Source organism: Paenibacillus sp. FSL H7-0331, from assembly GCF_001956045.1.
In genome coordinates, this window is sequence record NZ_MRTH01000018.1 from 58325 (window position 1) to 78798 (window position 20474).

The 20474-nt window shown below is 45.1% G+C and carries 20 protein-coding genes; 5 read left to right on the forward strand and 15 right to left on the reverse strand.

What is annotated here, in order from left to right:
• Positions 1-44 precede the first annotated feature (44 nt).
• Positions 45-632, forward strand: a complete 588-nt coding sequence (gene clpP, locus BK127_RS24285) for an ATP-dependent Clp endopeptidase proteolytic subunit ClpP (RefSeq protein WP_076234111.1) — start codon at positions 45-47, stop codon at positions 630-632.
• Between the two features lie 147 nt (positions 633-779).
• On the opposite strand, the gene BK127_RS24290 is transcribed toward clpP, so the two are convergent.
• From BK127_RS24290 to BK127_RS24300, 3 genes are read right to left on the reverse strand one after another with little or no spacing between them, the layout of a single operon-like run.
• A complete protein-coding gene (locus BK127_RS24290) occupies positions 780-1451 on the reverse strand; it encodes a GNAT family acetyltransferase (protein WP_076234112.1) in 672 nt (223 codons plus the stop codon).
• Between the two features lie 50 nt (positions 1452-1501).
• The gene (locus BK127_RS24295; protein WP_076234200.1) at positions 1502-2188 is read right to left on the reverse strand and encodes a GNAT family N-acetyltransferase; all 687 of its coding nucleotides are present in this window, start codon (positions 2186-2188) and stop codon (positions 1502-1504) included.
• A 55-nt stretch (positions 2189-2243) separates the two neighbouring features.
• Positions 2244-3101 (reverse strand): carbon-nitrogen hydrolase family protein, encoded by an 858-nt coding sequence (locus BK127_RS24300; RefSeq protein ID WP_076234201.1) that lies wholly within the window; start codon positions 3099-3101, stop codon positions 2244-2246.
• Positions 3102-3312: 211 nt separating this feature from the next.
• Here BK127_RS24300 and BK127_RS24305 point away from each other — a divergent pair, with 211 nt between their 5' ends.
• Both BK127_RS24305 and BK127_RS24310 read left to right on the forward strand, forming a co-directional pair.
• Positions 3313-3999 carry a FadR/GntR family transcriptional regulator gene (locus BK127_RS24305; RefSeq protein ID WP_076234113.1) on the forward strand — a complete coding sequence of 229 codons (687 nt, stop codon included), beginning with the start codon at positions 3313-3315 and terminating at the stop codon, positions 3997-3999.
• The gene (locus BK127_RS24310) at positions 4000-5214 is read left to right on the forward strand and encodes a CynX/NimT family MFS transporter (RefSeq protein ID WP_076234114.1); all 1215 of its coding nucleotides are present in this window, start codon (positions 4000-4002) and stop codon (positions 5212-5214) included. It begins immediately after the preceding gene.
• 6 nt (positions 5215-5220) lie between these two features.
• On the opposite strand, the gene BK127_RS24315 is transcribed toward BK127_RS24310, so the two are convergent.
• Complete coding sequence (locus BK127_RS24315; RefSeq protein ID WP_076234115.1) at positions 5221-6153, reverse strand: tyrosine-type recombinase/integrase; 933 nt, start codon at positions 6151-6153, stop codon at positions 5221-5223.
• A gap of 143 nt (positions 6154-6296) precedes the next feature.
• Positions 6297-7355 carry an MBL fold metallo-hydrolase gene (locus tag BK127_RS24320; RefSeq protein ID WP_076234116.1) on the reverse strand — a complete coding sequence of 353 codons (1059 nt, stop codon included), beginning with the start codon at positions 7353-7355 and terminating at the stop codon, positions 6297-6299.
• 310 nt (positions 7356-7665) lie between these two features.
• On the opposite strand from BK127_RS24320, the gene BK127_RS24325 reads away from it, so the two are divergent.
• On the forward strand, positions 7666-8646 hold the full coding sequence (locus BK127_RS24325) for a carbohydrate deacetylase (protein WP_076234117.1): 981 nt from the start codon (positions 7666-7668) through the stop codon (positions 8644-8646).
• Positions 8647-8790: 144 nt separating this feature from the next.
• Here BK127_RS24325 and BK127_RS24330 read toward each other — a convergent pair whose 3' ends face one another.
• The 3 genes from BK127_RS24330 to BK127_RS24340 all read right to left on the reverse strand — a co-directional run bounded on the left by BK127_RS24330 (position 8791) and on the right by BK127_RS24340 (position 10840).
• Positions 8791-9657 (reverse strand): SDR family oxidoreductase, encoded by an 867-nt coding sequence (locus BK127_RS24330; protein WP_076234118.1) that lies wholly within the window; start codon positions 9655-9657, stop codon positions 8791-8793.
• Positions 9654-10064, reverse strand: a complete 411-nt coding sequence (locus tag BK127_RS24335) for a hypothetical protein (protein WP_305954321.1) — start codon at positions 10062-10064, stop codon at positions 9654-9656. Before BK127_RS24335 ends, BK127_RS24330 begins: the two co-directional genes overlap by 4 nt.
• Positions 10065-10276: 212 nt before the next feature.
• Positions 10277-10840, reverse strand: coding sequence for a MarR family winged helix-turn-helix transcriptional regulator (locus BK127_RS24340; RefSeq protein ID WP_076234202.1), 564 nt, complete (start codon positions 10838-10840; stop codon positions 10277-10279).
• Positions 10841-11040: 200 nt separating this feature from the next.
• Between BK127_RS24340 and BK127_RS24345 the strand changes: the two genes are divergently transcribed.
• The gene (locus tag BK127_RS24345; RefSeq protein ID WP_076234120.1) at positions 11041-12030 is read left to right on the forward strand and encodes an aldo/keto reductase family protein; all 990 of its coding nucleotides are present in this window, start codon (positions 11041-11043) and stop codon (positions 12028-12030) included.
• A gap of 2 nt (positions 12031-12032) precedes the next feature.
• Here the strand turns inward: BK127_RS24345 and BK127_RS24350 are convergent, their stop codons facing one another.
• The 7 genes from BK127_RS24350 to BK127_RS24380 all read right to left on the reverse strand — a co-directional run bounded on the left by BK127_RS24350 (position 12033) and on the right by BK127_RS24380 (position 20474).
• Positions 12033-12944, reverse strand: a complete 912-nt coding sequence (locus BK127_RS24350) for a LysR substrate-binding domain-containing protein (protein ID WP_076234121.1) — start codon at positions 12942-12944, stop codon at positions 12033-12035.
• Between the two features lie 214 nt (positions 12945-13158).
• A complete protein-coding gene (locus BK127_RS24355; protein WP_076234122.1) occupies positions 13159-14136 on the reverse strand; it encodes an aldo/keto reductase in 978 nt (325 codons plus the stop codon).
• 177 nt (positions 14137-14313) lie between these two features.
• Positions 14314-15318, reverse strand: a complete 1005-nt coding sequence (locus BK127_RS24360; RefSeq protein WP_076234123.1) for a glycoside hydrolase family 130 protein — start codon at positions 15316-15318, stop codon at positions 14314-14316.
• A 37-nt stretch (positions 15319-15355) separates the two neighbouring features.
• Positions 15356-16177, reverse strand: a complete 822-nt coding sequence (locus BK127_RS24365) for a carbohydrate ABC transporter permease (RefSeq protein ID WP_076234203.1) — start codon at positions 16175-16177, stop codon at positions 15356-15358.
• A 162-nt stretch (positions 16178-16339) separates the two neighbouring features.
• The gene (locus tag BK127_RS24370; protein WP_076234124.1) at positions 16340-17236 is read right to left on the reverse strand and encodes a carbohydrate ABC transporter permease; all 897 of its coding nucleotides are present in this window, start codon (positions 17234-17236) and stop codon (positions 16340-16342) included.
• An 81-nt stretch (positions 17237-17317) separates the two neighbouring features.
• On the reverse strand, positions 17318-18721 hold the full coding sequence (locus tag BK127_RS24375; protein ID WP_076234125.1) for an ABC transporter substrate-binding protein: 1404 nt from the start codon (positions 18719-18721) through the stop codon (positions 17318-17320).
• Between the two features lie 124 nt (positions 18722-18845).
• Entirely contained in the window at positions 18846-20474 is a 1629-nt protein-coding gene (locus tag BK127_RS24380; protein ID WP_076234126.1) for a response regulator, read from the reverse strand.

The following is a 20474-nucleotide window of genomic DNA, read 5'->3' on the forward strand; positions in this document are numbered from 1 at the left end:
GGAAAGCAGATAACCAAACCAATATTCATAATGGAGGTAAGCAAATGAACAACAATTATGTGCCTTATGTGGTGGAGCAAACCGGTCGCGGCGAACGTTCTTACGATATTTATTCAAGGCTGCTCAAGGACCGAATCGTATTTCTTGGCGCCGCAATTGATGACCAGATGGCCAATAGTATTACAGCTCAATTGCTATTTCTGGCTGCGGAGGATCCTGAGAAAGAAATTAGTCTCTATATTAACAGCCCTGGCGGTTCTACCTCAGCAGGATTTGCCATCTATGATACCATGCAGTTCGTGAAGCCTCCGGTACACACCATATGCACAGGCTTTGCAGCTTCATTCGCAGCCATTCTGCTGCTCGCAGGAGCCAAAGGCAAACGATTTGCACTCCCGAACAGCGAGATCATGATTCATCAACCGCATGGTGGAACGCAAGGTCAAGCCAGTGATATTGCTATCAGTGCCAAGCGGATTATCGGTATTCGAGAACGATTAAACCGGATTACTTCCGAAAGAACCGGTCAGCCGCTTGAAAAGGTGGAAAAAGATATGGATCGCGATTACTTCATGTCCTCGGAAGAGGCACAGGAATATGGTATTATCGATCAAGTGGTGACCTCATTGTAACACAAATAACTCGAATTTTCGTTTCCAAACACACCAAGCCCGCCGCCCAGAATCGATAATTCAGGCGGCGGGCATTTTTTTTTAATTCAATGAAAGTCCTAATGCAGCACCTTACAAATACATGCTCTTGGCGCCTCTACTACCGTTTTATAGAGGAAATAAAGCTACCGTATCCCGCTGCTTCAAGCCTTCAATCATTTTCTGCCATTGTGACGGCTTATCGGGCAGAACCGAATAATAGCGTGTCAGAAACTGCACAATCAACGAGGCAGATACCTCCGTGCAGCTATCGTCGATCGGCATGAAGCATAAATCCAGCACTTCAACCGCTTCGCCATTGTTCTCCCAGGAAGGATGTACATAATCCAATTCCAGGCGTTGGTAGCCCAAATGAGACAGAACCTCGCGGCGCACATACGGATCCATCGGCTTAATACCGCCAAATTCATGGCCTTCAATACGGTAAGGATCGTAAATTTCAGCAAACATGCCAAGCATCGAACGACCGGATAACGCAGCCTGCTGCTGCAAATCTGCCATCCGTTTAGCTGCCATGAACCGTCCGATACCAAGACCTGCCTGACCAATAATCGTGAAATCCGTCATCGCAACCTGCAAATCATCATAGTAACGGTATTCAGTCGCGCCAACCACTACCCCTTCATGAATGGCTACAAATACACGAATACCCGGATCCTCGAGCGGTTCCTTCCATAGCGAATATTCATAAACTTCCTCAGGCGGAAATACCTTTTTCATCAGCTCATGCATTAATAAAAAATTCGGGTCCTCGATACTTGTAATTCGTACAAAATCCATCCTCAACACTCCCTGCTATTGATGTAATTCATTTCCCACATTCATGTCTATCACTTGCGTTTAAAAGGATTCCGCCACTCCATCAGCAGCCCGTAGTTGCAGGATTCCTCATCCTCCAAATAGTTCGCAACGATATCCACCGGAGTACGGCCGCAGCGCATCAAAAAACTGATAACCGGGTCCTTGCATCGTCCATCCAATATCGCTTGCACATATTGCTGTACCGTAAGCTCACTGGCAACCTTATGATATCCCGGCATACGACCCCCACCCAGCAGTCGGTCTAAACCCAGCTGTACCGTAACCTCATACATCGATTGCATCAACCATTTGCCCAAACCAAGCTTGCGGCTATTTGGATGAATACAAACATCAACAACATACAGTGTGCCGCCACCAGGAACATGCGTTCGTATATACCCGTTATCTGTAACTTCTGCCCAACTGTGACCCGTCTGCTCCGTATGCGTATCTATTCGAAGACTCGTCATCGACCCGACAATCTCCCCTTCTACCTCCATACACAAGGCACCCTCGGGAAATCTGCTCACATGTTCGTTCAACTGCTCCTTGTTCCACCAGAGCTCTGATGGAAAAGGCGGAGGAAAGCTTTCCTGTTGAATATGAATCAACGCATCAAAATCTTCATGTGAATAGTTTCGGATCAGCGCTCGTAGCGGCTTGTCACCATGATAAACAAATAACTCTTTGAAATAACGATCCTTGTGATTATCCATTAATTCAGCTGTTTCCTTACCCTCGCTCAATTCAAATGGCCTCCTTGTCTACGGTCTACGACCAATCCGTATACAGGTCGGTTCTGCGATCCCGCCATGTCGTCACCGAACCCCGTTCTCTCACTTCTGCAAGCAGCTGCAAATCCAGATCAGCGGTGATCACCATATCATCATTTAACTCGCCTTGAGCCATAATACCCCCCGGAGGAAACGGAACATCATTAGGCGTCAATACCGCAGCCTGACCAAAATTGCTGCGCATAAAGTCAACCGTAGGTAGTGCACCTACAGTTCCCGTGGTAACAACATAAATCTGATTTTCGATCGTACGTGCGTGACATGTATACCGTACCCGATGATAGCCGTGACGGTCATACGTGCAAGACGGACAGAATAATACATCAGCGCCGCGAGCTCGGGCCATCCGAACAATCTCCGGAAATTCCACATCATAGCATACCAGAATAGCAATACGTCCCTTATCCGTATCAAATACCTGAAGCAAATCTCCTGCACCCATATTCCATTCCTTGATTTCCGCAGGTGTAATGTGCAGCTTGTTCTGTGTGGCGATACGTCCATCCGGATAAAATAAATAGGCCGTGTTAAACAGCTTTCCCTGCTCGGAGGTAACATGTGTTCCCCCTATCAAATGCATGCCCGTTTTCATAGCCAGCCCCTTGAACAAGTCCACATAAGACTCAGTATAACCAGGCAGTGCTTCAATTGGCAGCGGTTGTCCGTTCTCGTCACCTATGGACATTAATTGGGTCGTGAACAGCTCAGGAAACAACACAAATTCCGACTCGTACTCCTCAGCTATGTGGACATAATGTTCTACTTGTTTGGCAAACTCTTCAAAACTATTAATGGTGTGCAGATGATATTGTACAGCGGATACCCTCATTTTCATCGTTTCTGATACCTCAATTTCTATGATTGACATATGAATAAGTTCCTAATAATTACGCTACTAATTGTAGTATTTTACCCCATTCGTGAACATTGTTCAATTGATTTTGTAATTAGTCATCGCGGTAATTTACTGTCTATGGGTTTTCAAAACAAATATAATATGTTAAGATACAATTCATCAAATCATCCTACGTTTGGAGGTTTTAAATTTGCTGCAAAAAACGACACGACTTACCCTTGTTGATCAAGTCATTATTCAAATTGAAGCCATGATTGAATCCGGAGTCTGGCCGCTTGGGACCAAAATTCCGCCGGAACCGGATCTGGTTCTTGATCTGAATGTCAGCCGCAATACATTACGTGAAGGTATAAAAGCATTGTGTCATGCCGGCGTGCTAGTGACGAAGCAGGGTGATGGTACCTATGTATCTTCTAGCAGCACGCTTGGTGCGGCTATTCAACGACGTGTCCAAAAATCCGGCTTATTGGATACGCTGGAGGTTCGAAATGCTCTGGAGCAAGAAGCTGCCAAGCTATCAGCTGAAAGGCGTACTGATGAGGATTTAGCGAAAATCCGCTTCTATCAACAGGAATGCCAGACATTGTACAACCAACACGATTTGGAACGATATGTGGACGCGGATATGAAGCTGCATCAGACCATTGTTGAATCAACCGGTAATCGTATGCTGATTGACCTGTATGAGCATATTACGGAAGCAATTCAGGATTCAATTACCGTTATTTTAAAGAAGCAAGTCTCGGATAACCTACCGCTGGATAAACACGATCAGCTGGTAGAAGCCATATTCGCGCAAGATCCCGATGCGGCGGCCAAGCAGGTGCAGCAGTTTATTAAAGAAGTTAGACACTTCATCGAGCAGGAGGACCTATAAATGAAAGCTCAACCACATACACTCCATGCTCAAGCGGCTTCAGCCTCTACTGGATGGCTGCTTTTACTTGGAATTATATTAATCGCGGCCAATTTACGCGCCCCGATCACTTCGGTAGGACCGTTGATTGGGACAATTCGACATGATTTGGGCTTATCGAATACATTAGCAGGCATGATCACGACACTACCGTTAATTGCTTTTGCCTTGTTGTCACCGCTGGCGCCGAGGTTGGCTCGCCGGTTTGGCATGTCCCCTGTATTGTTGGGATCATTAATTTTGTTGGTTATTGGTATTGTTGTCCGTTCATCATCGAATATCGGTTTACTACTGCTCGGAACGGTTCTATTGGGCCTTGCCATATCCATTTGCAATGTACTGATGCCAAGTCTGATTAAAGAAAAGTACCCTTTACAAATTGGAGTCATGATCGGCGTTTATGCCGTTGCGATGAATCTTAGCGGTGCAATTGCTTCGGGAATCAGTGTTCCGATAGCTACTCATACAGGATTAGGCTGGAAGGGGGCATTGGGTCTGTGGGGTGTGTTAGCTGTTATAGCCATTCTTATCTGGATACCCCAGCTAGGGCGTCAGCAGCATAAAGCACTTATTACGAAGTCGAGCGAAAAACGCACGAATGTATGGAAGTCATCACTCGCTTGGCACGTGACGATCTATATGGGACTACAGTCGATGCTTTTTTATGTCGTCATTTCCTGGCTGCCAGATATTTTGAAAAGCCAAGGGTTGAGCTCGGATTCCGCAGGCTGGGTGCTTTCCTTGATGCAGCTCGCAATACTTCCGCTTACCTTTATCGTGCCCATCCTGGCTGGACGCATGAAAAATCAAATCGCGCTTACCGTTGCGACAGCATTGTGTTTCTTCATCGGTATTGGAGGACTGCTTTCAGGGAATCATCTGGTTCTGCTGTGGTCGATCTTGATCGGGATCGGAGCGGGTTGTTCTTTCAGCTTGGCGATGACCTTTTTCGGACTACGAACAGCCAATGCGCATGACGCAGCCGAGTTATCTGGTATGGCTCAATCAGTCGGTTATTTGTTAGCTGCGCTCGGCCCTACTCTATTCGGTTATCTGCATGATGTGACCAACGGATGGTATGTACCTCTTATCTTGCTGCTGGTCATCACCTTCTTGCTGCTTATTTTCGGAATTGCCGCCAGTCGTAATCGAGTCATCGGAGCTCCCAAAGCATGATCATGCTCAACCGCCAGTCCCTCTCAGCACAGATTTCGGCAGCTTAGGCACAACCCGATTCATCGCTTCCTGCTTTTGTTTGTCTCCCACATGCGTATAAATTTGTGTGGTTTGTATACTGGCATGCCCGAGCAGCTCTTGCAGAGTTCGTATATCTGTTCCTGCGATCACCTGCATAGTAGCAAAGGTATGCCTGAGCTTGTGGCTGGAGAATGACTTTCCTTGCAGCTCACTAAATTCGGTCTTCAATTGGGCAAAATTCGCTTCCGCGATTTTTTGGATCATACGGGTGGAAATGCGGCGGCCAAATTGGGATACGAAAAACGCCTGCTCGACCGTTTTTCTCGGATCAATTCGTTCGGTCAAGGCCATGATCAAAATTTGAACCAAGGATTCCGGCAGCGGAACGGATCTCCATTTGCGCCCTTTTCCATATACCTGCAGCATGTGCGAGGAACGGTTAAAATCTGCTATATTCAATCGATGCAGTTCACTTACTCGTAAACCCGCATAACTCATCAGCAAAAACATCGCGACATTCCGAATCTGGTATTTTCCTTCGATCGATTCCAAAAATGCGGACAGCACGTGCTCATCCAAATATGAAGGCAGCGAGTTTCTCTCGACCTTTGATTTTTTTAAATGCAGCGCCGGATTGTTGTCCGCATATTTATGCTCAATTAATGCATTGAAAAAAGTTCGAATCGAGGATAGATAACGATTACGTGTCGAATCCCCTGCTCCTCCCTGACGCATCTGCGTGAGAAACCGCATCACATCCAAAGCTTCCAGCTTACCCAGTGATTTAGGAGCTACAGCAGCCAAAAATAATCGCACGTCACCCAAATAGGCTTTTTGCGTTTGAGCGGTAAATCCTTGGTCCTTCATCCAAATATCAAACAGCTCCAGGAGCTCTTCATCGGGGTATATACGGTCCATACTAATTATCTCCGTTCGTTTAAAGAGTAATTACGCTAAATATCAATTTAGCGTAATTTTATTGGTGAAAAAAACACTGCAAAATCTACGTTTTGCAGCAGGTAAAGCTCAAATTTTGTATACGAATGTCGAGTATATGGATGTTATATGTATGATTTCCACCAAATAGCAGCTGGATATTGAGAAGTATTTACGTCAACGACTTCACCGATTCTTGGTGTGGCTATGGCTACTCCTCGTTCTTTGGCCGCCTGGATCACACGTTCAATCGGATCCGTCCAATCATGGAAGGCCAGCTTGAAAGCTCCCCAATGGATCGGAATCATCACTTTACCTTGCACATCGAGCTGCGCCTGAACGGTTTGCTCTGGCAGCATATGTATGGCTGGCCATCTCTCATCATACTGACCACATTCCATCATTGTCAAGTGAAAAGGTCCATAGGTGTCCCCTATCTTTTTGAAATGGGGTCCGTAACCACTGTCTCCACTGAAAAACAGCTTATGCTCAGAACTGGCAATAACCCACGAACACCATAAGGTCGAGTTATTGTCCAATAAGTATCTTCCAGAAAAATGAATCGCAGGGGTACATACGAACTTTAAGCCCGCGACCTCCGTTTCTTCCCACCAGTTGAATTCATGGATTTTACTCCGATCCACACCCCATCTTGCCAAATGTCTTCCTACTCCACGCGGCGTATAAAAGCTGCCAACCTTATGCTTCAGTTTTTGGATGGAGCCGTAATCCAGATGGTCATAATGATCATGTGACAGTAGGACAGCATCAATCGGTGGAAGCTGGTCAATATCGATCGGAAGCTGCTTGCTGTACCTCTGATTACCAAACCAGGGAAATGGCGTAGGTGCTTTACCGAACATAGGGTCCAGCAGCAATGTCTTGCCATCGATTTCAATGAGAAAAGCCGAATGTCCAAACCAGACAACTCGTGTCCCCGATTCCTGACTTCGTCCAAGATCAGCAGGAAATATCGAGATAGGCTGGCTTGGCTTACTATTCGGATTTCCTCTGATAAAATCCTTCAGGATGGACAGGGTTGTTCCCGGTATCGTGTTAGATCCAATATCCACCTCATTGACAACCTTATCCCCAGACCACTTTGCTCCGAAAGCAGGATAATAACGTAAAAACAATAACAATGATAAGATACTTACTCCAAGTATAATAGCTGCAATCTGCATCCTCTATCTCCTATTCGTCAAATTCGTCGCAATCAAGAATATGGTAGCACAGTCCGTTTTAAAGTACAATTTTGCTCGCTGTGTACGACTGTCGACAAAAATACGAATCCGTCTGGAAACCAACCAAACCTACGGTGCAAAATGGACAGTCAAGTAGGTTGATACCCTTCCCTGATAGTAGCGTAATACATAGCATAATAAATACGAAACCGAGCTTGTAGGCTCCGAATGCCTGCTTCAGGAATTGCAAAATAATCAATTAATCAGATAAATCATTAATACTATTAATTATATGGAGGGAGGATTCGTTGTGACTAAATATCTCATTATCAATGCAGATGACTTTGGACTTTCCCAAAGTATCAATCAAGGTATTATCGAAGCCTATCATGCGGGTACTGTATCCAGTACAACCTTAATGTGCAACATGCCTGGGTTCCAAGATGCCGTTACCCTTGCGAAGAAAACAACCTCATTGGGAGTTGGTTTACATTTTAATCTGACCTATGGTAAACCGCTTGCTAATCAACAAAAGGTTTCTTCTCTAGTTAATCCTAAAGGTGTTTTTTCGAAGGATAGAAGTAAATGGACTGAAGCGCATATCATTACCGAATTGGAAGCTCAATTTAAACGATTCATTGCCAGTGGTTTATATCCTACCCATCTGGACTCCCATCATCATATCCATATCGATTCGGAGCTCGTGTATCGCGCTCTGAAAGACCTTTCAATTCGTCTGCAAATTCCGATGCGTCTCCATCCATTGATCATAGAAGACAGACAAATCTTTCGCAGCTCGGATTACTTGATTCTCGATACTTACGATACAAATGACGGTGTTGACCGTTTAATCCGCTATCTGGATCATCTTCCTGATGGTATCACTGAGCTGATGTGTCACCCTGGCTATGTGGACGATGATGTCAGAGCTTATTCAGTATGGACGGATGGGAGAGCTAAGGAGCTGCATGTTTTTACGAATCAACGAATTGTCGAGAAGCTGTCAGAGCTGGATATTCAATTGGTAAACTTCGGTTTCATCCCAGAACCAGAAAAGCCCGAGTGTTCAGAACCGTTTGAGCAAACTTTAGCTGAAGTTATACCTCAATCTATACCTCAACCTATACCTCAACCCATACGTAAACGTAAAACAAAAAAGAAGATGGTAAACCGAAGAAAGAAACGTGGCATTCGCGTGCTGAATAAAGTTAAAGTAATGAAGCTCAAGAAGAAAATCATCCTAAAAAAGAAGAAACGATACACGAAGCTAAACAGCAAAAAAGTCAGCTGATGATATAGATTCCTTCTAATGTGCACCAGTTGTAAAAACAAGTCTTGGAGCTAATCGCAGACTGTAGTTACCCCCAAAAGGAAGAAGATTAGATAATTTGGGGGTATTGTAAATTCATGATTTGATGGCTGTGAGGCGGAACCCCTACCGGAAATTTTCTACATACTCATACAGAAAAGCGTCTAGTCTGCGGGCATCTCTACCGAGCAAGCGCTTTACAGTGTCCGTAGGCTTTTCCGGTATCACCGTAGACATGGTTTGAATTTCCACAACGTGGTTCGCTAGCCAAGGAGGCATATGTCCGTGTTCGATCAGATTGCTGAGTAGTACTTGTGGGTCCAAGTTGATGTAGCTTATCGGCCGATTAAGCAGGGTAGATAGTTGACCGGCGATCTGGGAATAGCTAAAAATCTCTGAACCCGTAAGCGTATATATTTGGCCTGATACTTCGCGATTGGTTAGAACTTCTGCAGCTACATCTGCGATATCGCGACAGTCAATGAAGTTACAGAGAGAATCTCCCATGGATCCGAAGAAAACATTTTGGGTTGTGATCGTTGGTGCAAAGCGCAGTAAGTTTTGCATGAACGCATAGGGGCGCAGCACAGTGTGGGTTAGGCCCGATTCACACAAGGTTTTCTCGATTTCGTAATGCCAGCCCGCCACTGCCACTGGAGAGGTCTTCTCAAAGGCAGGACTGGATATTTTGACGATGTGTTCGATTCCTGATTCGGAAGCAATCTGGATGATCGAAGTCTCCAATTCGATTTGTCTTGGACTGTTTGACATGGCAAGGAAGAGCTGGCTAGCTCCTGCAAACGCCTGGCGCAGCGATTCGGGGTCGGAAGCATCGGCCGATGCGACCTCGATTGTCGATCGGCCTTTATCCCCGATCAGATCACGCAACTTCTCAGGCTCTCTGCTCAGCGCTCTGGCGGGCACACCAAGATCTATCAAACGTTTCAAAAGTGCACTACCTATCGTACCTGTTGCTCCAATAATAACTATCATTTTTTATCTTCTCCTTTGGATGAACAATTTGTTGTTACGGCAAGACGCCATCGCCATGTTACTATCGTGCTGGCAATCACTCCGGATAACGGGAAATCAATCCAGACACGATCGACCCAGGTCAAGTTATCCATCGGAATAATAATCCCCAGTAAATTAGTTGTCGTCCAAGCGGCGAATAGGCCAAATGCTGCCCCCATCAACGCAAACATCCCAACCACAACCAAGTGAGGTGTGCAGATGATCCACCGTACATGGCCTCCCCGGCTGCGTAACCAAAGGCCAAGCATCAAGGCTATGAAGGCTGACATTCCGCCGATTGTGGTCAAGGCCCCTATTTGGAGCCCCTTGTCGGCAGTGACCAATCCCCCGATGCCCGCCATAATGGCAGGAGATGCATAAGCCATTACAATCTCACGCCATAGTACAAAAGTCTTTGCGCCAGAATCAGCTGTCTTGATGTCGTAAAGACCTTCTGTCTTACTCGGGTATTCTGTCTTGTTCATTCAGTTACATCCATCCTTTCTTCTTTTAAATTGATCAGCAATTGCTGTTAGCTCCATGTAATTAGGAAGCTAACTATATAAGAGTGAAAATGGGCTAGCTTAACTAGCCCGTTCTACTCCTTACTGATGTTTTCTTTTGGCACGCTTGGTTCGTCTGTAAGCGCTGAAATGCCTTGTGTAACTCGGCCAAGCAGGTCCAGAAATACACTGCGTTCCGCTATACTGAGCAAGCTCACCATAGCTTCCAGCCGTGCAAAATGCTCGCTAGCCATTTCGCGGAGCTTCTTCGCTCCTTGCTCTGTCAATTTGACCGCTTTCTGACGGCCATCGACTGAACTTGATCGCCGGGAAACGAGGCCATCTCGCTCCAGTGTGTCGATAAGACCGGTCACTGTAGCACGTGTAACACCTAGATGCTCTGCCAATTGCGAGGGTAACACTTCTCCTTCGTTATCTTCAAGATCAGCTAGTAAACGATACCGCCCTGTTGATAAACCGAATCTGGCGAAATGAATCTCCGAAGCATGTCCAAGCTTGGCACCCGCTGCCATCAACCTAGACGCGACGAGCACAGCCTGTGCGTCTATGTCTAGATTATAGCGATCAATCTGACGCTTGGATTGTACAAGCGAGGGAATAGCGTTAATGTCATTTGTTACTTTAATATCGTTGTTCATACACATAGTATGGCACCTAATTACTTTTGTGTCAACACATGTTTGTAGCACAGCTTTAAACTTGTATACCTTTTGATTCATTTAATAGTAATTCATTTAATAGTAATTCATATATCGAATTAATAACGCGACATTTATATATTTTTAATATTGAAAGGCACTTGTTATAATGTGATTTATGTTGAAGGGAGGAATTAAGAATGAATTATCGGAAGCTTGGCAAAAGCGGCTTATGGGTAAGCGAGATCGCATTGGGAAACTGGATAACTCATGGCGCACAAGTAGATGATACCACGGCGCAAGCATGTGTACACGCTGCTTTGGAATGCGGGATTACGACTTTTGATACGGCTGATGTATATTCGGAAACGAGAGCAGAATCGGTATTAGGAGTGTCATTAAAGGGGATACGTCGTGAAGGGATCGAGCTGTGCACGAAGGTGTTTCATCCAACAGGCAGCGGACATAACAATAAAGGATTATCTCGTAAACATATTATCGAGGCTTGCCATGCTTCGCTTCAACGATTGCAAACGGATTACATCGATGTTTATTATGCACACCGGTTTGATGCGACCACACCACTTGAAGAAACTTTTTTGGCCTTATCCGATTTGGTGCGGCAGGGAAAGGTTCTGTATGTCGGGGTCAGTGAATGGTCTGCAGAACAGATCAAGCTTGGAGCGGCTTTGGCCAAGGAACTCAAGGTTCCCTTCATTGCAAGTCAACCTCAATATTCCATGCTATGGCGTGTTATTGAAGCCGAAGTGATTCCCGCATGTGAGCGTGAAGGCATCGGTCAGGTGGTCTGGTCCCCTCTGGCACAAGGTATTCTTTCCGGTAAATATGCACCAGACAAGCCACTACCGGAGGGCTCCCGCGCTTCTACCACAGCGGGTTCACCATTCTTCGAACGTTTGGCCGGACAATGGCTGCGTAAAGAAGTTCTGCAGACTGTTGAGCGAATCCGACCGATTGCCGAAGAATGTGGGTTAACGCTGCCACAGCTTGCGATTGCTTGGGTGCTACAAAACCCGCAAGTATCCTCCGCTATTATTGGCGCCTCCAAGCCCGAGCAGGTCAAGGAAAATGTAAAAGCTGCTGGTGTCTCTCTTGATCCTGAGGTCATGAGGCAAATAAATCACATTTTAAATAACGTTGTTGAGCTTGATCCCAGCAAAACCGGATAAGATCATACGGTGCTTACCAGTTTACTTGTGTGACTATCAGCCATTTCTTCCACCACTTGCAAAAAATGAACCAGAACGGTTTCAAGGTTAGCTGTTTTCCAGGCTGCATAGAGAGGGACCGGCGGTGTATCTTCGTTAAATGATCGGAATACGACACCACTACGTTGGAAGACACAAACCGATGAGGGTACAATTGAAATGCCGATACCGGCAGCGACCAGATTTACAATGGTATACATTTGAACAGCTTCCTGTACGATATTAGGCTGAAATCCATGCTGCTCGCATACCTCCAGGATGAGATCATGAAAAGAAGCCCCCATATGATGCGGAGACAGAATAAAAGGTTCATTCGCTAAAGAAGATAAGGAAAGAGTTGGATGTATCGCTAATGGATGCATTTCAGGTAATACGGCAACGAGTGATTCGTTAGTGCAGAGTCGAGAGGTAATACTTGGAGACGGATCTGCCCAACGAAGGAAACCTACATGAATTTTCCCATTATGTAATGCTTTCAGTTGTTGGGCAGATGTCATTTCAGTTAGAGTAAGCTGCACATCAGGATAATGTTCCCGGAATTTCTTGACAACGTTGACCATCATACCGCCAGCTGCCGAATCTACAAATGCTATAGACAACTGTCCCACTTTTCCCTGACTCGCAAGCTGTGTCATTTTAATAGATCGCTCCAATTGAGCAACAATATTTCTGGATTCCTCCAAAAATATCGCCCCTGCTGACGTAAGTTGAACCTGTCTCTTGGTTCGCTCAAAGAGCTTCACTCCGAGATCTTCTTCAAGACCTTGAATTTGTTGACTCAAGGGTGGTTGGGTTATGTTCAGCTTTTGCGCAGCACGGTTGAAATGCAGTTCTTCCGCCACTGCTATAAAATAACGCAGTTTTTTCAAATCCATAGATACGATTTCCCTTCTTGCTTGATAAGGAGATGATGTCCCCTACTGCCATCGTACCTTATGAGGTTACTCTCAGCAAATTTTTATTAAATAATCGATTAGGTGTCCCTTGATAATCAAAAACAGAGTCTACACAGTATGTCGTGTAAGACTCCTTGGATGAATACCATATTGCTGGATAACGAACCATTAACGGTAATTGGTTAACATGAATTCACCATGCGTAAGCTTCAGGCGCAGGCTTGCCGGGGCCGGGAAAAATTTGATTGAGCTCGACCATCGTGTCCTCAGTCAATACGATGTCCACAGCTCTAAGGGCATTTTCAAGCTGCTCCTGAGTTCTTGGACCAATGATCGGCGCAGTTAATGCTGGATTCGCCAGAATCCATGCCAAGCCCACATTCGATTCGCTTTCTCCCAGCTCCGCACAAAGTGCTGCATAACGCTCCAATTGCGTCCGTTTAGCCTCTATCGCATTGCTTTCGTGGGATGATCTGGAGCCCTTCTGCGGATTAAGCGCATTTCCGCCAAGCAGGCCTCCTGCAAGCGGGCTCCATGCCACAACCCCGATACCGTGATGCTGTGCCGAAGGTAATACCTCAAGCTCCGGTTCTCTACATAATAAGCTGTATTTATGCTGCTCAGAAACCAGACCGAGAATGTGCTGTGCCTTAGCTTCGGCTTGCGCCAATGCAAGATGCCAACCTGCAAAGTTACTAGAGCCGATATAATCGACGGTTCCTTGTTGAACCAACGATTGAAACACTTCCCACAGCTCATCCCATGTAGCATTGCGTTCTATATGATGCATTTGATACAGCTCAATATGATCGGTCTGCAGCCTTTTTAAAGAGCCTGCCAGATGCCGACGAATTTTATAGGCAGACAATCCGCTCTCTGTATTGGGTCCATCGTTCGGGTCTTCCATATTGCCGTACACTTTGGTGGCCAGAACAACGCGTTCACGCCTACTGCCACCCTGGGCGAACCATCGGCCAATGATTTCTTCTGTGAATCCGCGTTTCTCGCCGCCGTATCCATTCGCCGTATCAAAAAAGTTGACTCCCGCGTCCAGTGCAGCATCCATAATACGAAACGCTTCTTTCTCTTCCGTGTTTTGACCGAAATTCATTGTACCCAAGCAAAGTCTACTTACTTTTAAACCCGTCCGTCCCAAATTTACATATTTCACTTTTTTGCCGCCTCAAATTCGTATTTTACAATAAATTAGACAATATCCATTAATTAGATATGCATCTTGACTTATTACCCTTATCATCCAGATTCTAAACACCTTAATCGAAAAATAGGAGAAAGGCGAATGATAAGCATTCTCCTTCTCCTCTTCTATAGCTTTTCCCTTGTAACTCTAGCGTGGCGACAGACATAATTGAAGTAGATCATCGACATGCGCGGTAGCCAGACAGACCACAGTATCGGCCGCACCATAATAAATCTTTACCTCACCGGTATCTTCAAGAATCATACCACCGGGGAAAATGACATTATTGCGGAAGCCACCTTCGACCTCATAGCTGGCTTCCGGTGCAAGCAGCGGCTCCTTGTACATACCGAGGATTTTCCGGGGATTGTTGAGATCCAGCAGCATGATACCAGCACAATATCTTTTTTTCCAGGTCGGCTCCCAGCCATTTTTCCCTCTTGTCGTGTCAAGATCGACCGAATGGAACGTAGTCAGCCATCCTTTATCAGTTTTGATCGGAGGTGCAGCAGGACCTGTCTTATCATTAGCGAAAGCTACATCCTCTACAGCCAGCAGCAAATCGGAATTTCCCCAATATTTTAAATCCGGAGACTCCGAAATCCAGGTGTCAAAGCGGTCGACCCCACCCCTGCTGTATACGGTAAATGGCCTTTCCAAACGAACATATTTATTATTGATTTTCTCGGGAAACAGCACCATATTACGCAGATCGGGAGTTGATAAGCTTAAGATTTCAAAGTTTACAAAATCATCGGTTACAGCGATACCGCCTCGAATTCCATGCTCGGTATCCACTGCAAAGCACATGTAGCAGCGGCCATCAATAACTGTAAGGCGCGGATCATAGGCACGAATGATTTCTTGATCACGCAGTTTAAAGCAAGGCTTCGGTCCGACCTCCCAATGAATCCCGTCATCACTATAAGCTATCCCAAGATCTGTAGTAGAAGCAGGTTCAATCGTTTGCTCACTTATAGAGCCATAATCATTGCGGAAAATCATCACGTATTTGCCATTGAACTTCGTCACTCCGGCATTAAACACAAGTGCGGTTGGATACGGAACACGTGCAGCATCGAGAATCGGATTAGCCGGGTGACGTTGAATGAGCTTGCTGGACGTTAAAATGCTGGATTGAGTATTGGACATAAGTTGTGCCTCCATATGGGAATTATTGTGATGAACATTAACCTTTAAGCGAGCCCGATGTCATTTGCATAAAGGACTTGTTAGCAAAGATATAGACAACCAGGATAGGAAGAATCGACAGACAAGCGCCAGCCATCATAAAGTGGGTTTGTGAGGCTGCGGCTACTCCGTATTTTAAATTCGCCAAACCTACGGTTAATGTTTGCAGGTTGGGTTTGCTCATCGTAAAGACCAAGGGCAATAAATATTCATTCCAAGCGGCTCGGAAAGTAAATAGAGCACATACAGCAAGACCCGGTCTTAACAAAGGCAAAATTACCCTCCAATAGGTTCCACCCAGGGAACAACCGTCGATTGTGGCAGCTTCATCCAATTCTCGCGGTATACCATTCATAAAGCTGAGCAGAATAAAAAAGATGTACGCATGCGCACTAATCAAAATAAGTACAACTGCCCAAAGCGATGTGTGTAAATTCAAGCTAATCATCAATTCAAATTGCGGTCTCAATACAACTGCACCCACGGAAACAAATAAGGTGCATCCTTGTATGGCAATGTACAGCTTTTTACCCGGAAACCCCAAACGATCAATGACATACGCAGCCATCGAAGCGACAATGAGAGTTCCGACGGTTGTGCTAATACTGACAAACATGCTGTTCCAGGTGAAGGTAGAGAAATTGGCCTGCTTCCAGGCTTGCACATAATTTTCGAACATCCAATTCGAAGGGAATATAGTGGCCCCTGTAGTCAATTCCAGATTGGTTTTGAAGGAACCGAGGATCGCGATTAATACAGGAAATATCGTTAGGAATGCAATAGCCAGCAAAAAAATCCATAAAACGATTTGCCCAAGCATGCGGGACAATGTGGATGGGTTAACGGTCGTATTCGGCCTGACAGCTGCCTGCATGTTCATGATTGGACCTCCTAAAAGTTTTCGTTAGAAAACTGACTTCGTAAGCATTATCTTTGTTTTCGCAAGAAAACTAACTTCGTAAGCATATGCTTTGTTTTCGTATCAGAAATTTTTATTAACACGTTTGGACGTATAAAAGTAAGCGAGCGTAATCACGCCGACGATCAGAGCTGTCACGAAACCGACGGCACTGCCATAGCCGATGTCCTGTATGGCCTGAGCCTCACCCACAACAGGGAAGAACAGCTTATACACATACAAATACATAACTTCCGTTTTCCCTATCGGTCCCCCGCCGGTTAAGACCATGATACTTTCATAACCTTTAAGGGCATTAATTATCGCCAACATAATAATAATTTGCAGAACAGGTCCAAGCATCGGGATGGTGATATACCAGAACTGTTGAATTTTATTGGCGCCGTCCAGTGCCGAGCTTTCGTAAATATCATGGGGAATATTTTGCAGACCGGCCAGAAATAGCAGCATATAATTGCCGATAGCTCCCCACACAGCAACAAGAATAATCGTCAGCAGTGCATAGTCGGGACCGAGCCATTCGATATTTTTCGCAATGATCTGGTACTTCATGAGAAATTGATTCAGAATACCATTATAGGAATTAAAGATCGCAAAAAATACGACTGCCATAACAGCAGAGCTAATAATCGTAGGCATAAAATAAATCGCTCGCAGGAAATGCCTGCCCCGTAATCCCCTGTTAAGTACAACTGCCAGAATCAGAGCCAGAGGAAGCGACAGCAGCACCTTCCCACCTGCAAAAATAAATGTGGTGACAACTGAATCCCAAAACTGCGTATCTCCCATAATTTGTGAAAAGTTATCGAAACCGATAAATCTTTCATTGCCATAGCCTTTATAATCGTAGAACATATATCTCATTGCCCAGCCAATCGGATACAATCCCAATACCACAGTCAGAATAAAGCTTGGCATCAAAAAACTATAGGCAAACCCGTACTTCCCTGCTTTATTCATGAAAATATCAACTCCTATAGCATAAATTCGGATAGAGAAGGATGGGGTGAGAACCCCATCCAAATTGGTCCCTGCATGAAATTATTTGGCGAATTGTCCCCCAAGCTTCGCTGGATCAAAGTCAGCCATAGGGCTTACTTTAAATTCACCCGCTTGAACACCGGCAGCCAGTGCTTCATTATAGCGCTTGTTCAAATCTGTGATCACTTCATTTAAATCGCCACCGCTGAGCATGTATTTGAAAAAGGCGTCGCTGTATTTGATTCCTTTGACATTGACGATTGGCTGGATTGGCCATACGCCATCCACTTTGTTAGGCAGGAAGCCTTCAATTCCTCCAATATCAGGTTTTTTGGCTTTTGCAATAACGGATGGAACCATTGAGATGCCAAAACCCTTTTCATGATACGTTTGTAATACTTCCTCTTGATACATGAAGTTGATGAATTTCCACGCTTGGTCCTTCTTGGTCGATTTGGAGCTGATCGATAGCCATTGTCCACCCAGAAAACCTGAAGCGCCTTTGATACTGCCATCTATGCTTGGTACTGGGGCTGCTGCCCATTTGATCTTCGCAGGGAACTGGCTTTTGTAAACACCCGGCTCCGAAGAGAAGGACATGTACATGCCAATCTTGCCTTCAGCAAACTGTGCACGAAGCGGGTCGATGTCGAGAGATTCCATTCCCGGTAGCGTACTGCCATCATCCTTCATTTGCTTGAAGGCTTCGATGATGGGCTTAAAGCCACTGAAATCAAATTTGGCCGTTTTGAAATCATAGCCAAAGCCTCCATATCCGCTGACCTCAGCGATAACGCGAGCGGAACGGCCCAACGCACTCTCCGGGCTTTTGAAGTTTTGTGCAAATCCGTATGAGCCCGTTGCTTTACCGGCTTCTGTAAGCTTTTTAGCGGTATCAACCATTTCCTTCAGCGTTGTCGGCGGATTTTTGATCCCGGCCTTTTCAAACAAATCGACATTGTATATTAAGCGCATCGTCGTTCCATAGTTCGGCAAGCTGTACATTTTACCATCAAAGCTGTTCAAATCAATCATTGCCGGGAAATTTTTCTTCTGCTCAGCTGTTAAATAGCTATCGATTGGCGCCAGGTATTGCTTCTTGTAAAAGGTTTGAATCGTATTTTCTTTGACACGAATAATATCCGGTGTCTCCGCTGATGAAAACGACAAGTCGATCGCCTGGTTGAAGTCTTCCGTTTTAACAACGAGTTCGACCTCAATGTTATCTTTATTCGTTGTATTGAACTTTTCAATCACTTCTTTAATATAGTCCGCATCATGGCGATCTCCGGTCCAGTAGGTCAGCTTGGTTTTGGCTGCCGGCTTGGTCGCGGTATCCTTGTTGTCTGCAGGTGCAGCTCCCGGTTTATCGGCTGCCGGAGTGGTGCTGCATGCCGTCAATCCTGTTACCAGAAACAAACAAAATGCAGACAGTGCCAGTTTTTGATTCAGCTTTGTATTCATATTGATCTCCCCTTATCTATTTCGTTGTTTTAGCTTACAAATTGATTATAAGTGTTTCATGCCTGTTACATAAGGCGGTTAACCCAACATTAAGGGCAGGTTTTCATACAAAAAGGGAAGAAATTCATGATTGAATTCTTCCCTGGGATGATATTTTAAATTCAGAGGGTGTCATGCCCGTATGTTTTTTGAAAATATCACTAAAATAACGCCGATGCTCATAACCAAGCTCTTGCGCGATTTCCTGAACCTGAAAATCATCAATCAGCATGTTTTTGGCTTTTTCCATCTTTTCCTGAATCACAAATTGCTGGAACGAAACACCGAGTACCTTTTTGAACAGGTTAGAAAAATAGCCTTGGCTGAGATTAATTTGCCTGGAACAATGCTCCAACGACAAATCCATGTGCAGATTGGCCCGGATGTAATCCTTGACCTGATGAATGATCTTGATCGATTCATGCGAACGTTCTTTCTCGATCCATGCGCAGCCTTCCAGACAGAGCTCTTTCAATAAGGCTCGAAACTCCTGAAGCGACGGCTGGCTTTTACTTTTAAACTCATTCATTTTCGTTTCCATCTGATGGACCGTCTCATAGGGGAACTTTTCCAGCATCAGCCTGAAAATTTTGGAGGACAGCTCATAGCATACATTTTCCACGTATTGTGGCTCAGGAAGCGGAACAATATCAACCAGATCGTTGAATATTTCTTCAAGCAAATGTTGGCTTTTGTCGCTGTTACCCGAGCGTAGGGCGAATAGGAAGTCCTGCTCCTTCGAAATTGAATAGCTCGGTATGCCTCTCTGCCCGATAGCCATATTCACACAGCTGAATACACCGTTGCCTTCGGTATAAAAATGATAAGATAATGCATTCAAAGCCTGTCGGTATGAATGAGGCAGTTCATGAATGCCGTGTACACCGAGCCCTACTCCGATAGAAACCGTAAATCGCGTATAACGGGCAATGTTCAAACAGCAGGCTTCGGCAATTTCAGATGCTATCTGATCATCCTTACAGTTCATGACAACCACATAACGGTTGATAGCTTCACGAAAAATAATACCAGTCGTCATCGAGGTTATCGTTTCTTCCATAATATTTTGCAGACTGAACCGGATCAATTCAATTTCCTGAACAGGCAGCGCCTGATACTTGTCCATAAATTGATCGATTTCAACAATGAAAATGACGAAGTCCTTCGGCTCCAAATCGACCCCGAGAAACTCCCAGCGCTGTCTGGCACTAGCCTCACTCGTCTGGTGATGCAGCAGCAGCGTCAAATATTCTTGCCTCAGGATCGGCAAGCTTTCCTTGATTTTCTGCTCCATTTCCTTAAGTCTGATCTGCTCTTTGTGCTCCATTTCACAAGCCAGCTTGGCTTTCAATACAACACTGACAATTTCATCGATAGCAAACGGCTTTTTCACAAAATCAAAGGCTCCTAGTCGAATGGCCTGTTGAGCATAAGAAAAATCGGAGTACGCACTCAAAATAATAATTTTGGTTCGTGGTGATGCTTCCAATATTGCCTGAGTCATCTCAAGTCCATCCATACGAGGCATGCGAATATCGGTTAAAATAATGTCGGGCTTCATCTGCTGTGCCAGACGCAGTCCAGCTTCTCCGTCCAATGCTGTACCGACGATCTCTATCTGGTGATCGAGCCAAGCTATTTTTTGTGAAATCATATCGACAACCATCTTCATATCGTCAATGACACATAATTTAATAAGGGTATGCGATTCCAT

What these genes read in the sequence shown, in the direction of transcription:
- BK127_RS24380 (WP_076234126.1), bottom strand. Translation starts at nt 20,474, where the DNA reads ATGGAATCGCATACCCTTATTAAATTATGTGTCATTGACGATATGAAG.
- BK127_RS24335 (WP_305954321.1), bottom strand. Translation starts at nt 10,064, where the DNA reads ATGGCTTATGCATCTCCTGCCATTATGGCGGGCATCGGGGGATTGGTC.
- BK127_RS24315 (WP_076234115.1), bottom strand. Translation starts at nt 6,153, where the DNA reads ATGGACCGTATATACCCCGATGAAGAGCTCCTGGAGCTGTTTGATATT.
- clpP (WP_076234111.1), top strand. Translation starts at nt 45, where the DNA reads ATGAACAACAATTATGTGCCTTATGTGGTGGAGCAAACCGGTCGCGGC.
- BK127_RS24320 (WP_076234116.1), bottom strand. Translation starts at nt 7,355, where the DNA reads ATGCAGATTGCAGCTATTATACTTGGAGTAAGTATCTTATCATTGTTA.
- BK127_RS24345 (WP_076234120.1), top strand. Translation starts at nt 11,041, where the DNA reads ATGAATTATCGGAAGCTTGGCAAAAGCGGCTTATGGGTAAGCGAGATC.
- BK127_RS24300 (WP_076234201.1), bottom strand. Translation starts at nt 3,101, where the DNA reads ATGAAAATGAGGGTATCCGCTGTACAATATCATCTGCACACCATTAAT.
- BK127_RS24360 (WP_076234123.1), bottom strand. Translation starts at nt 15,318, where the DNA reads ATGTCCAATACTCAATCCAGCATTTTAACGTCCAGCAAGCTCATTCAA.
- BK127_RS24330 (WP_076234118.1), bottom strand. Translation starts at nt 9,657, where the DNA reads ATGATAGTTATTATTGGAGCAACAGGTACGATAGGTAGTGCACTTTTG.
- BK127_RS24290 (WP_076234112.1), bottom strand. Translation starts at nt 1,451, where the DNA reads ATGGATTTTGTACGAATTACAAGTATCGAGGACCCGAATTTTTTATTA.
- BK127_RS24365 (WP_076234203.1), bottom strand. Translation starts at nt 16,177, where the DNA reads ATGCTTGGGCAAATCGTTTTATGGATTTTTTTGCTGGCTATTGCATTC.
- BK127_RS24340 (WP_076234202.1), bottom strand. Translation starts at nt 10,840, where the DNA reads ATGAACAACGATATTAAAGTAACAAATGACATTAACGCTATTCCCTCG.
- BK127_RS24350 (WP_076234121.1), bottom strand. Translation starts at nt 12,944, where the DNA reads ATGGATTTGAAAAAACTGCGTTATTTTATAGCAGTGGCGGAAGAACTG.
- BK127_RS24375 (WP_076234125.1), bottom strand. Translation starts at nt 18,721, where the DNA reads ATGAATACAAAGCTGAATCAAAAACTGGCACTGTCTGCATTTTGTTTG.
- BK127_RS24310 (WP_076234114.1), top strand. Translation starts at nt 4,000, where the DNA reads ATGAAAGCTCAACCACATACACTCCATGCTCAAGCGGCTTCAGCCTCT.
- BK127_RS24370 (WP_076234124.1), bottom strand. Translation starts at nt 17,236, where the DNA reads ATGAATAAAGCAGGGAAGTACGGGTTTGCCTATAGTTTTTTGATGCCA.
- BK127_RS24295 (WP_076234200.1), bottom strand. Translation starts at nt 2,188, where the DNA reads ATGGATAATCACAAGGATCGTTATTTCAAAGAGTTATTTGTTTATCAT.